The sequence below is a fragment of the Acinetobacter sp. GQ146 genome (assembly GCF_059758585.1).
Window position 1 is genome coordinate 199,438 of record NZ_JCAXDV010000003.1, and the last position, 13,117, is coordinate 212,554.

Annotated in this window: 9 protein-coding genes; 5 read left to right on the forward strand and 4 right to left on the reverse strand. The window is 44.3% G+C overall.

The features are described from left to right. Window positions 1-149: 149 nt before the first annotated feature. Entirely contained in the window at window positions 150-914 is a 765-nt protein-coding gene (ompR, locus tag AC6CHI_RS06990) for an osmolarity response regulator transcription factor OmpR (protein WP_458891777.1), read from the reverse strand. Window positions 915-1,249: 335 nt separating this feature from the next. Between ompR and AC6CHI_RS06995 the strand changes: the two genes are divergently transcribed. Both AC6CHI_RS06995 and AC6CHI_RS07000 read left to right on the forward strand, forming a co-directional pair. Then, entirely contained in the window at window positions 1,250-3,613 is a 2,364-nt protein-coding gene (locus tag AC6CHI_RS06995; RefSeq protein ID WP_498120295.1) for a Tex family protein, read from the forward strand. Window positions 3,614-3,872: 259 nt separating this feature from the next. Further along, the gene (locus tag AC6CHI_RS07000; RefSeq protein ID WP_498120297.1) at window positions 3,873-6,062 is read left to right on the forward strand and encodes a SulP family inorganic anion transporter; all 2,190 of its coding nucleotides are present in this window, start codon (window positions 3,873-3,875) and stop codon (window positions 6,060-6,062) included. A 124-nt stretch (window positions 6,063-6,186) separates the two neighbouring features. Here AC6CHI_RS07000 and AC6CHI_RS07005 read toward each other — a convergent pair whose 3' ends face one another. Continuing rightward, on the reverse strand, window positions 6,187-7,074 hold the full coding sequence (locus AC6CHI_RS07005; protein ID WP_458891774.1) for an SDR family NAD(P)-dependent oxidoreductase: 888 nt from the start codon (window positions 7,072-7,074) through the stop codon (window positions 6,187-6,189). 284 nt (window positions 7,075-7,358) lie between these two features. Next, the gene (locus AC6CHI_RS07010) at window positions 7,359-8,636 is read right to left on the reverse strand and encodes an O-acetylhomoserine aminocarboxypropyltransferase/cysteine synthase family protein (protein WP_498120299.1); all 1,278 of its coding nucleotides are present in this window, start codon (window positions 8,634-8,636) and stop codon (window positions 7,359-7,361) included. Between the two features lie 294 nt (window positions 8,637-8,930). Here AC6CHI_RS07010 and ettA point away from each other — a divergent pair, with 294 nt between their 5' ends. Next, window positions 8,931-10,592, forward strand: coding sequence for an energy-dependent translational throttle protein EttA (gene ettA / locus AC6CHI_RS07015; protein WP_498120301.1), 1,662 nt, complete (start codon window positions 8,931-8,933; stop codon window positions 10,590-10,592). Window positions 10,593-10,642: 50 nt separating this feature from the next. On the opposite strand, the gene AC6CHI_RS07020 is transcribed toward ettA, so the two are convergent. Further along, window positions 10,643-11,080 (reverse strand): tetratricopeptide repeat protein, encoded by a 438-nt coding sequence (locus tag AC6CHI_RS07020; protein WP_498120303.1) that lies wholly within the window; start codon window positions 11,078-11,080, stop codon window positions 10,643-10,645. Between the two features lie 201 nt (window positions 11,081-11,281). Here AC6CHI_RS07020 and AC6CHI_RS07025 point away from each other — a divergent pair, with 201 nt between their 5' ends. Together AC6CHI_RS07025 and AC6CHI_RS07030 are read left to right on the forward strand one after the other, a co-directional pair. Next, on the forward strand, window positions 11,282-11,692 hold the full coding sequence (locus AC6CHI_RS07025) for a cation efflux protein, CzcI-like (RefSeq protein WP_498120305.1): 411 nt from the start codon (window positions 11,282-11,284) through the stop codon (window positions 11,690-11,692). A 56-nt stretch (window positions 11,693-11,748) separates the two neighbouring features. Then, on the forward strand, window positions 11,749-13,116 hold the full coding sequence (locus AC6CHI_RS07030; protein WP_498120307.1) for a TolC family protein: 1,368 nt from the start codon (window positions 11,749-11,751) through the stop codon (window positions 13,114-13,116). Window position 13,117: the final 1 nt, after the last annotated feature.

Sequence of the window (13,117 nt, forward strand, 5' to 3'; positions counted from 1 at the left end):
AAAGAAGCCGAGTTTTGCAGATGACAATGGTTTTGCTTACTTTTGCCGAAACAAAAGTAAGGCGAACCGCAGGTTAATCTTTCTATTGGAGCACAAGCCGAAGACGCTGCTATATCCTTGTTGGTGTTAGCAGCATCTTCATGTTTATCTTATTCCGCGCCATCTGGAACAAAGACATAACCCACGCCCCAAACGGTTTGAATGTAGCGGGCACGTGCTGGATTTTCTTCAATCAGGCGACGTAAGCGAGACACTTGTACGTCAATTGAGCGTTCCATCGCACCCCATTCACGACCACGGGCTAAATTCATCAGCTTGTCACGAGTCAGTGGTTCGCGTGGATGTTGTACCAAGGCTTTAAGTACCGCGAATTCACCCGTAGTTAAAGTGACAACTTGACCTTCACGAGTCAGGGTACGGGTTGATAAATCTAGCGCCCAAGGCCCAAAGCTAACCACTTCCATTTGCTGGCTTGGTGCGCCTGGCACTTCACGGACTTGGCGACGTAAAACCGCACGAATACGTGCGAGCAATTCATTCGGGTTAAATGGTTTTGGTAAATAGTCATCTGCACCCGCTTCTAAGCCCGCAATACGGTCTGAATCGCTACCACGTGCAGTCAGCATAATAATTGGGGTATCAATATTTGAGTGGCGTAGACGACGACAAATACTTAAACCATCTTCCACAGGAAGCATAAAATCAAGCACGATCAACGAAAACAATTCACGTTGAAGTAGGCGATCCATTTGGGTGGCATCGTGTGCTGTTTTGACCACAAAGCCTTTGTCTTCTAAGAAGCGTTGTAACAGCGTACGTAAACGCACATCATCATCCACGACGAGAATGCGTTCAACGCGATCAGTTTCGGCATGTACGGCATCGCCATGTTCTGCAGGTACCACTAAACTCATGATGTGCTCCTTATTCTTTATTGTCATCGTATACGGCGTCGAGAAATCACTAGGAGTATACGATTCATTTATATCGATTTGCTATGTTCTAAAGCAACAAATATTGCAGATAAAATCAAGACATAGATACCAAATATATACATCTAAAATAGCGGATTAACGCTTGATTTACTGTAGTTCTTTGCCAGAATATGTGAAAAAAATGTTCGAATGATGAAAAAATACCAAATTGGCAAATTCAATCAGAATGAAATTTAATAAAACAATTGTGGATTTTATGGTCTTGGTCTTTATAATCATGGCTTTTAGAACTTATCCTTGTGGGATCAAACACGATGACTGACTTAGTTCAGCAGTTGGCAACAGAGCTTGCCGTACGTTCAAATCAAGTCGAAGCTGCGATTAAACTAATCGATGAAGGCGCAAGCGTTCCATTTATCGCACGTTACCGTAAAGAAGTAACCCAAGGCTTAGACGATACTCAGTTACGTCAGCTCGATACACGTTTGGCTTATTTACGTGACCTCTACGAGCGTCGCGAGAAAGTCATTGAATCATTGAAAGAACAAAATAAATTGTCGGATGATTTATTGGCACGTGTAAATGCTGCTGAAACCAAAAATGCTTTAGAAGAGATTTACGCACCGTATCGTCCAAAACGAACCAGTAAATCGTTCAAGGCAAAAGAAGCTGGCTTAGGTCCAATTGCAGAAAAAATCTTTCAAGATGCAGTGGAGCCAAGTGAAGCTTTGGCTGGTTTTAGTCATGAAGAATATCCAGATGTGGAAAGCCAATTGGATGCGATCCAGCACATTCTGATTGATGACTGGGCGCAAAATATTGCATTAACGACAGAATTAAAAGCGACATTTGCCAAAACAGCTATCCTTAAAAGCCTAGTGGCAAGTGAAGAGAAAAAAGAAGTCGGCAAAAAATTCCGTGATTACTTCGATTTTTCTGAAAACTTGAACAAAGTGCCTTCACATCGTTTATTGGCGATGTTGCGTGGCCGTCAAGAAAACGTATTGGGTTTAAAAGTAGATGGTGAAGATACTGCACCATTGGCGCGTATTGAAACGGAATACAATTTAGACCAAGTTCAGCCACAAGCGCGTCAGGACTTTTTAAAGCAAACAGCAAAACTGTTCTGGTTAGGTAAGGTTCGTCCAAGCATTGAACATTCATTATTGACAGAAAAGCGCCTCAATGCCGAAGCGGAAGCGATGCAAGTGTTTGCAGAAAACCTGCGTCACCTATTGCTTTCAGCGCCAGCAGGCAGCCGTTGTACGCTTGGCGTGGATCCAGGCATCCGTACTGGGGTAAAATTGGCAGTCGTGAATGAATCGGGTGATGTGGTAGCACACAGCACCATTTACCCATTTGCGCCAAAAGAAGACAAAGCCGGTTCAATTGCTGAATTGGAACGTCTATGCCGTGAATTCAATGTCGATTTAATTGCGATTGGTAACGGTACTGCAAGCCGTGAAACCGAAGCCGTGGTGGCCGAAATGATGGCACAACACCCAGAGCTGAAAGTGACGCGTGTGACAGTCAGTGAAGCAGGGGCATCGGTTTATTCAGCATCTGAGTTGGCTGCAGCTGAATTGCCAGAATTGGATGTATCGATTCGTGGTGCGGTGTCGATTGCACGTCGTTTACAAGATCCACTGGCAGAATTGGTTAAAATTGATCCAAAATCGATTGGTGTGGGTCAATATCAACACGATGTCAACCAAACTGGTCTGGCTAAAACTTTGGATGCAGTGGTCGAAGACTGTGTGAACGCGGTGGGTGTAGATGTAAATACAGCATCTGCGGCGATTTTGGGTTATATCGCAGGCTTAAATAAAGCGATTGCTCAGCAAATCGTTGAATTCCGTAAGGAAAATGGTCGTTTTGATAGCCGTCAAGCTTTGAAAAATGTGCCACGTTTAGGCGAGCGTACTTTTGAACAAGCGGCAGGCTTCTTACGCATTCAAAACGGTAGCGAACCATTGGATGCTTCTGCGGTGCATCCTGAGAGTTATGGCCTTGTTGAAAAAATGGTGGCAGCTAAAGCGACCACAGTCAAAGATATTATCGGTAACAGCGAAATTATCCGTCAGATTAAAGCTGAAGATTTTGCCGATGAGCAGTTCGGTTTGCCAACCATTCAAGACGTATTAAGCGAATTGGAAAAACCAGGTCGTGACCCACGTCCAGAATTCCGTACCGCCAAATTCCGTGAAGACATTACCGAAGTGGCACAACTCACTGAAGGCATGCAATTGGAAGGTGTCGTGACCAACGTGACCAACTTCGGTGCTTTCGTGGATGTGGGTGTACATCAGGATGGCTTGGTACATATTTCTGAATTAGCCAATGAATTCGTTTCTGATCCGCATAAAGTGGTGAAACCAGGTCAAATTGTTCAGGTACGTGTTTTACAAGTGGATGCAGAGCGTAACCGCGTGAACTTGTCGATGCGTCCAGAAGGGGCGGAAGCGCCAAAAGCACCGCGTCAGCCACGTCGTGAACATGCTCAGGAACAACGTGGTGAGCGTAAGCCGCAAGCTAAACGCCCACAGCAAGCACGTCCTCAAGGGGATCGTCCACAGCGTCAAGGCGGGCATAAACCGCAAGCCAATAAACCACAAGACAACAAAATTGGTGGTTTAGGTGCATTGTTATTACAAGCAGGGATTAAAGGTTCGAAGTAATCTTTAGTATCGCAATAAAAAAAGCCTCCCATTGGGAGGTTTTTTTATTTCTAAAACTAAGTGTTGTCGTGTTCGTAATCTCAAGATGAGCCGAATCTTAAGATCAACAAAAAGAATATGAAAAGCTGCTGAACCGTCACAACAGCACAGCATAACTTCACTTTTATGGCAGCAGATTGTCCGACAAGATTGAGGGCGTCTGCATATTAATATACAGACGTAAATTTTTTGCTATTTCATCATTATAAACGGTTTACCTATGTTGACTTTAGAAAGAAAAAACCGATTCCATCTGCGGGATGGTCTGTCAGGTTTAGTGGTGTTTTTGGTGGCCTTGCCACTGTGTCTCGGCATTGCCCTTGCATCTGGTGCGCCCATTATTTCTGGCATTATCTCGGGAATTATTGGTGGTATTTTGGTGGGGCTATTGAGTGGCTCTCACGTGAGTGTTGCGGGTCCAGCAGCAGGGCTGACGGCAGTGATTTTGGTGCAATTGGATCAATTAGGCGGCAATTATGCCGCTTTTTTATTGTGTATTATTTTTGCAGGGCTACTGCAAATTGGCTTTGGTTTGCTCAAGCTCGGCTTCTTTGCCAACTTTATTCCCAACAATGTGATTTTAGGCTTGTTAGCAGCGATTGGGATTATTCTCATTCTTAGCCAATTACCTTACTTGTTCGGTTTTAGCAATTTCTCATGGGAACAGCTCTGGACAGGTCAAATTTATAGCGTGCTTGCCACAGCCGATACAGGGGCTGCGCTGATTGGTTTATTCAGTTTATTGCTGATTTTAATGTGGGACTGCAGCCCACTGAAAAAATATAAGATTCCCTCAGCATTGGTCGCTGTGGTTTTGGCAGCAGCTGCGAATTATTTTTTCATTGCGACTCAATCTGCTTGGGCCGTGAGTTCATCACATCTAATTCAATTGCCAAACATTTGGCAGGCCCCAGAGCAACTCCTGATGGCCCCCGACTGGCGCTATTTAACCGAACCGTTAATTTATACTGGAGCACTGACCTTGGCGGTGGTCGCCTCTTTGGAAACTTTGCTGAATCTGGAAGCAGCGGATAAGTTAGATCCTTATAAACGTTCATCGCCCCCGAACCGTGAGTTGTGGGCACAAGGCATTGGGAATGTGGTTTCGGGTGCTGTAGGGGGCATGCCTTTGACCTCGGTGATTGTGCGTAGTTCTGTCAATGCCAACTCTGGGGCACGCAGTAAATATTCGAGTGTAATTCATGGATGCTTGCTGTTGCTGGCGGTCCTGTGTTTCGTGCCTTTAATGAATCTGATTCCTTTATCTGCCTTGGCTGCCATTTTATTGGTGACGGGATTTAAACTGACGCACCCGAAGTTATTTCAGCAGCTCTATCTAAAAGGCTGGAAACAGTTTGTTCCGTTTATGATTACCCTGATTGCGATTTTACTGACCGATTTGTTGATGGGTATTTTGGTCGGGCTATTTTGCAGTGCCGCTTTTATTTTATACGGTCACTTTCACAAAGGTGTCCGAATTTATAAAGAGCATCATCTGCATGGTGTGGTGACGCGTATTGAATTACCTTCACAAGTCACCTTTCTGAATCGCTCTGCTTTAATTTCAGCACTGGAGCATATTCATGCGGGAGAACAGTTAATTATTGATGCCACGCAATCAGAATCGATTGATGCGGATATTTATCAGGTGATTCAGGATTATCAAGCCGAAACGGCCTTAAAGCGTCAGGTCGATGTGAAATTGATGGGCTTTAAGCAACATTATCAAGAATTGGACGATGCTGTTATGGATATTGATATCAGCACTGCTGAATTACAACGTCAATTAAGCCCATCCGAGGTGATTGATTTGCTGAAAGCGGGCAATCAGCGTTTTGTTCAAAATGATCGTTTGCAACGAGACATCTACCGTCAGATTCGTGTTACTGCCGATCAAGGTCAACATCCGATTGCGGCAGTCTTGGGCTGTATGGATTCGCGTGCCCCGACAGAAATGTTGTTTGACGTCGGGATTGGAGATTTATTTAGTTTGCGTATAGCAGGCAATATTGCTGGACAAAAGGTATTGGGTTCACTTGAATTTGCCTGTCAGGCCAAAGGTTCTAAAGTAATAGTCGTGCTTGGGCATACTGATTGTGGTGCAGTCAGCAGTGCTTGCCAATTACGCTTGCAACAGAAACCCATCGCAGAAGTCAAAGAGATGCCACATATTCAATATGTGTTGGGACCACTAATGCAATCAGTGAACAGCGTGTATAGCATTATGCAGCCGCGTGAATTAAGTAAAGCCTTTTTGGATCAAGTCACGGCACTGAATGTGCTGTATAACATTCAATATATCCAACAACACAGCGAAGTACTGGCGGATATGGTGCAGAAAGGGCAGATAGCCATTGTCGGCGCGATTTATGATGTGCAAACAGGACGAGTCAATTTTCTGGAAACCTAAAGAGTTATATTCGCTTGAATACTGCTGAAATACAAGATGTGATGTAGAGCTACCTCAAGCCTGCAATTTTAAATAACAATACAAAAAAGCCTGTCATGGGACAGGCTTTTTGAATTTCAATCGCTTACCAGTGTTCACCTGGGAAAATACGCGCATATGTTTTCTGCACCCAATTCAGTTTTTCTTGCTTACCGACAGAAGCCGAAGAGCTTGGGAACAGGTTATAACCAATCGACATAAACATGTTGTTGATGTCTGGCGCAACCGCATAAGTGAGCGATGCCAAACGACCGAGATTGGTGGCAATTTTCTTCGGACGTTTCACAATCGCATAGGCCACTAAATCCGCTGCCTGTTCAGGCGACAGCGTGGGTACATATTTATAAATCTTGGTTGGTGCAATCATTGGCGTGCGCACCAGCGGCATATAAATAGACGTAATCGCAATTTTATGTGAATGGGCTTCGGCTGATAGGCAGCGGCTAAAAGCATCAAGCGCTGCTTTCGATGCCACATAAGCCGAGAAGCGAGTGGCATTCGCCAAGACACCAATCGAGCTAATGTTGATGATCTGACCGCCTTTGCGCTCCATCATATGTGGTAATAAATTCAGCACTAAGCGGACTGCGCCGAAATAATTCAGCTGCATGGTTCGTTCAAAATCATGGAAACGGTCAAGTGACTCGTGCACTGCGCGACGAATAGAACGACCTGCGTTATTAATCAAAATATCAATATGATCGACAGACGCCAAAATTTCTTTAGAGACTGCATCAATCGCTTCCATGTCATTTAAATCGCATGGAAAAACTGAGGCTTTACCACCTTTGGCTTCAATTTCTGCTTTGACTTCATCCAAGGTTTCTTTGGTTCTGGACACCAGCAGCACATGTGCACCTGCCTCAGCAAGACGATGCGCTGTAGTTAAACCAATACCACTGGATGCACCAGTAATCAGTACGATTTTGCCGTGTATACGGTCCCGAAATTGTTTCTCTAATTTTGCTTTCACGCTATGTTTCCCTGATTAGAATTTAGTTCACTTAAATCCTAAATTGTCTTTATTTTATTGGAGAACTTAGTTCACATTATTCTGCAAGTTGACTAAAACTCACACGCATAATGATAGCGGATATACTGAAAAAAGCTATAAATAAGTCTTTGAATTTATAAATAAATATAGAGTATTTGCTCTATATTTTGGTTTTAATTTTCTTATTTTTAGCACGAATTTTTTATAAATCCAAGAGAAATCTTACAAAAATCAAGACCTCTGAAGAGGTCTTGATTTGGTTGTTAAACAGCGGCTAAGGCTTGTTCTAAATCGGCAATTAAATCATCAATATGCTCAATACCCACTGAAAGACGAACCATATCCAGACTGACCCCCGCTGCTTTTAGTTCATCTTCATTGAGTTGACGATGTGTGGTGGTTGCAGGGTGGCAGGCCAAGCTTTTGGCATCGCCAATATTGACCAAACGCGTGAAGAGTTGCAGGGCATCAATAAAGCGTGTACCGCCTTCACGCCCATCTTGTACCCCAAAAGAGAGAATTGCAGAAGGCTGACCTTTCACATATTTTTGTGCCAAAGCATGCTGAGGGTGATCTTTCAATCCCGCATAGTTGACCCATTTCACTTTAGGATGAGCTTGCAAATATTCCGCCACTTTCTGGGCATTGTAGGTATGGCGTTCCATGCGTAGGTTCAGTGTTTCTAAACCTTGTAGGATCAGGAAAACACTCAGTGGGCTAATCGCTGCCCCAGTATTACGTAACGGCACCACACGGGCACGCGCGATATATGCCGCCTCACCCAAGGCTTCGACATAATTCACCCCGTGATAACTTGGGTCGGGTGTATTCAGGACTTTAAAACGCTCAGGGTATTGGCCCCAAGGGAACTTACCGCTGTCCACAATCGCTCCCCCAATCGAGTTGCCATGTCCACCAATATATTTGGTCAGGGAATGAATGATGATGTCGGCACCATATTCAAATGGTTTGAGCAATGCAGGGGTCGCAACAGTGTTGTCTACCACTACTGGCACACCATATTCATGGGCAATTTTGGCAATGGCTTCTAGGTCAATAATATTGCCGAGTGGATTGCCAATCGATTCAACAAATACCAATTTGGTTTTTTCATCAATTAAACCGCGCAAAGCTTCTGGGTTTTGATAATCGAAGAAGCGAACCTCAATGCCTTGTTTGGGCAGGGTGTGCGCAAACAGGTTATAGGTGCCGCCATACAAGGTCGACACCGAGGCAATATTATCGCCGGCTTCGGTAATGGTCTGAATCGCATAAGTAATGGCTGCCATGCCTGACGCGAGCGCCAATGCGCCAATGCCACCTTCCAATGCCGCAAGTCGCTGTTCTAGCACTGCCGTGGTCGGATTCATAATGCGGGTATAGATATTGCCCTGAACTTTTAGGTCAAATAAATCGGCACCATGTTGAGTGTTATCAAAGGCATAAGAGGTGGTTTGATAAATGGGTACAGCCACAGCTTTGGTGGTGGCTTCTGGGCTATAGCCCGCGTGAATGGCTAAAGTTTCATCTTTATAGGTCATGGACTTCATCTACGTGAGTTAAATTTTGCACATTCTATCACTGTTGAATATGAGTGAAAGTGTAAATTTTAAGAATAATTATCTAAAAAATTCATAAAGATGAATGCGGCTCAGTTCGAGTTGAACAAAATTCTATACAGCATGGCATGGATAAAATCTAAGCGAAATGAAAGTTGTAACATTGCATTGAAGATCAGATTCATGCCTTATTTTTTCAGCGTATTCATCGTATAATGCCCCAAAATATTTTTTCGCTGTTTGCGATTTTTTGGTTTTTCTATTGAGGAGTCCTGCGTGGCCCAATATATTTATACGATGAACCGAGTGTCTAAGATGGTTCCGCCGAAGCGCGAAATCTTAAAAGACATCTCTTTGTCATTTTTCCCAGGTGCAAAAATTGGTGTACTTGGTTTAAACGGTGCAGGTAAATCGACCTTGCTTCGTATTATGGCTGGCGTAGACAAAGATTTCTCTGGTGAAGCTCGTGCGCAACCGGGTATCAAAATTGGCTACCTAGAGCAAGAACCACCTTTAGACCCAAATAAAGATGTTCGTGGTAACGTTGAAGATGGTTTACGTGAGCCGCTTGATGCTTTAGCACGTTTGGATGAAGTGTTTGCTGAATATGCTTCAGAAGATGCAGATTTCGATAAATTAGCCAAAGAGCAAGAAAAATTAGAAGCGATTATCCATTCATGGGATGCGCATAACCTCAGCAACCAGATGGATCAAGCCGCTGCTGCATTGAACCTTCCAGCTTGGGATGCAGACGTTACTTTACTTTCAGGTGGTGAGCGTCGTCGTGTGGCACTGTGCCGTTTATTGTTGTCTAAACCAGACATGTTGCTTCTAGACGAACCGACGAACCATTTGGATGCAGAATCTGTGTCTTGGTTAGAGCGCTTCTTGAAAGACTTTGCTGGTACGATTGTGGCGATTACGCATGACCGTTACTTCTTAGATAACGTCGCTGAATGGATTCTTGAACTTGACCGTGGTATGGGTATTCCATATCAAGGCAACTATTCTGCTTGGTTAGAACAAAAGAATGCCCGTTTAGAGCAAGAACAGAAGCAAGAAGAATCTTTTGCGAAAGCATTGAAAAAAGAACTTGAATGGGTTCGTTCAAATGCGAAAGGTCAGCAAAAGAAAAACAAAGCACGTATGGAACGTTTTGAAGAGCTTAACTCGCGTGAGTTCCAACAACGTAATGAAACCTCTGAAATCTACATTCCACCTGGACCGCGTTTGGGCAACAAGGTGGTTGAAGTTGAGGGCATCAGCAAATCATTTGATGGTCGCTTGTTGTATAAAGACTTAACCTTCACGGTTCCACCAGCGGCAATTGTCGGTATTGTGGGTCCAAACGGTGCAGGTAAAACCACCTTATTCCGTATGATGACGGGTGAACAGCAGCCAGATACTGGTACTGTGACTTTAGGTGAATCGGTTAAAGTGGCGTATGTTGGTCAGATTCGCGATACTTTGGATAACAACAAAACCGTATGGGAAGAAGTTTCTGGCGGTTTAGATATCTTAAAAATCGGCGATTATGAAATTGCATCACGTGCCTATATCGGTCGCTTTAACTTCAAAGGTCAAGACCAGCAGAAGCGCGTTGGTGAATTGTCAGGTGGTGAGCGTAACCGTTTACAATTGGCGAAAATCTTGCAAATGGGCGCTAACGTCATCTTGCTGGATGAACCATCGAACGACTTGGATATTGAAACTTTACGTGCGCTTGAAGATGCTATTTTGGTCTTCCCTGGCACAGTGATGGTGGTATCGCATGACCGTTGGTTCCTAGACCGTATTGCAACGCATATCTTGTCATTTGAAAATGAACAGCCTGAATTCTTCACAGGTAACTATGCTGAATATGAAACTTATCGTTTGGCACGTTTAGGCGAAGATGCGGTACAGAAGCGGACTAAATACAAAAAGATTGGTGGTTAATTTCACCCAATAAAAACCAGCCTTCGGGCTGGTTTTTTTATGCCTTTCATTTATGAAAAAGCCAATTCACTATAGGCATGATATAGACAACGTTTCGCGTCGGGATGACCATCTCGAGCGGCTCTTTTTAACCACTTCTCGGCTTTCTCATAATTACGATCTAGACCCAGTTGACCATTTAAATAGCCAATGCCCATTTTAAATTCAGCTTCAGGATGACCACGTAAGGCGGAACGAAGAAAGTACCACATCGCATTACGAGTGTTGCTAGAAGAGATCGGCGCATGCTTGATCGCTATTGGCGCTGGCGTTTGCAGCACCTTGTTTTGCATGAACACATGGTAATGTTCGCACAATGCCAATTGCTCATAATGCAGCCCACGTTGATATTCATGTTCACCGGCGAGGTCTAATACAGGAGTGACCAAGTCGTGATAGGGAGTGTGAAATAACAGCGTCCATACTGTTTTAAGGTATTTCATATTCATCGTCGCCTCCTTGTTGCTGACAACCTCAGTGGTCATTATTTAATTTAAACTGTCTGGCAGCGGGATGTATTAAATTATTGTAACAAAATGGTTTTTATCTGTATGTTGTGTGAAGATGATGCCGAATATGGGCATTGTAATTTTATTACATGAATGAAGCTGCTATAGTGTCCGCAAGTTGTAACGACCGTATTTTATCCCGTGAAACGCTCTGGTTTTTTAATCACCTTATTGTTGAGTTTGTTCATGTTTCAAAGTTTTTGGAATGTGGCGGCAGCATTTTGTGTGCATGAAGCCGAGCCGAAAAGCCTCACACGGATGGCTCATTTTGGGCATCATACCACGGTCAGTTGTGAGTCTCAGGCACATGGAGTGGAGCAGAACACGACCGTTCAAGTTCAAACTGCTTTTGATTTTGCTGCCTTTGCGCAAGATGATCATAGTGATCATTTACCCTCGTTTGCACATATCATGCTAACTGAAGCGCAGCAATCAGCTGTATCTCCGATCTTTATTCCGATATTGATGCAAGTGCAGTTCAACTGGCAAAACTTGTATCAGTCCCCTCATTTATTTCCCGCAAACCCGCCTCCTGTTTTAACCCCGCTATAGGTGGGGTAGCCGAAAACATTGCCCACCGCTAATTTTAACTTTAGTGGGGCATCAGCATGTCTTTTAAAATTTACGGAACTTTCAGTTTCGATACTGCACGTTCAATCCATCGTGTATTTGCGCTAGGCTTAAGTCTTGCACTTTGCAGCCCGTCTCTTTGGGCAAATACTCAAGTTCAGTCCTTAACCTTGGCGCAAGCCATTCAACGTTCCAGCGACTATCAACAGTCGCAAGGGGTATGGCAAACCCAACAGCAGATTGCTGGTGCGAACATAAAACAGGCAAAGCTGTGGATAAATCCAGAGTTGTCCATAGAGCAAACGGGCTTTCATTCAGATCAAGATCGGGAACTTGCACTGGGGATTTCACAGCGTTTGGATCTGTTTGGTGAGCGTAAAGCCAAGCAAAAACGTGCCCAGCTGGCACAACAGCAAACCACCCTAAAACAGCAGATTTATCAGGCACAGCTCGGGTTGGCAGTGAAATATTTGTGGTCACAACTGGCGACATTTGAGTTGGAACGTCAGGTGCTGCAAGAGCAACTGCAGGTCAGTGAAGAAAATCTTCAAGCCATTCAAAAGCGTTATCAGGCAGGCAGTGTGGCACAGGTGGATGTAGATCGTGCCCGACTGAGCCATGCAGAAAATCTTCGCCTGTTTCGACAGGCCGATTTGCAGGTTCAAGTGGCTCAACAATACTTGTCTAGTGCTTGGGGAGAGCGAGAGAAGAACTTGACCGTGGCATTGTCCCCACAACAGTTATGGCCTGCCACAACTGATGAGCAAGTGCAGCAGCATCTTGCAGCGAATTTGCTAGAACGACATCGTCAACTCTCTGTGTTGGAATCACAAGCCAAAATTGAGCAACTCAAAGCACAATCCCGTCCCAATCCCACCCTGAATGTGGGAGTGAATCGTAGTCAAACGCTAGAAAGCAATGCAGACAATGCTCTGGTGGTTGGGGTTTCTGTACCGTTAAATCTGTTTGATCGACAACAATATGGCAGGCAAATTGCGCAGGCGCAGCAAACTCAGCTTGAACAACAGCAAGGGTTTTACCTCAAACAAAATGCCTTACACGTTGGGAGTTTACTGACCGAGTTACAAGGGTTGGCGGTGCAGTTTCAAGCGCTGCAACACACTCAACTTCCCTTAGCACAAACGGTGCAACAAAAAACACTGCAAGGCTTTCATGTCGGCAAATTTTCAATCTTAGAGGTCCAGCAAGCGACCTTGCAGTTACAAGAGGTGCGCATGCGTAAAGTGCAATTACTAAAAGATGCCTGGCAGCGTGCACTTGAAGCGGAAAGTTTGAGTTTGGGCATTCAGCCCGAGCAGGTCATGAATAAAGATGCGATTGCACAAATGAATCAAGCCTTGTGGCAAGACACACAAGCATTATCCGTGATTGGTGGGGGAAATTAAT

Coding starts and splice junctions, on each gene's coding strand:
- ompR (WP_458891777.1), bottom strand. CDS start 914: ATGAGTTTAGTGGTACCTGCAGAACATGGCGATGCCGTACATGCCGAA.
- AC6CHI_RS06995 (WP_498120295.1), top strand. CDS start 1,250: ATGACTGACTTAGTTCAGCAGTTGGCAACAGAGCTTGCCGTACGTTCA.
- AC6CHI_RS07000 (WP_498120297.1), top strand. CDS start 3,873: ATGTTGACTTTAGAAAGAAAAAACCGATTCCATCTGCGGGATGGTCTG.
- AC6CHI_RS07010 (WP_498120299.1), bottom strand. CDS start 8,636: ATGACCTATAAAGATGAAACTTTAGCCATTCACGCGGGCTATAGCCCA.
- AC6CHI_RS07020 (WP_498120303.1), bottom strand. CDS start 11,080: ATGAATATGAAATACCTTAAAACAGTATGGACGCTGTTATTTCACACT.
- AC6CHI_RS07030 (WP_498120307.1), top strand. CDS start 11,749: ATGTCTTTTAAAATTTACGGAACTTTCAGTTTCGATACTGCACGTTCA.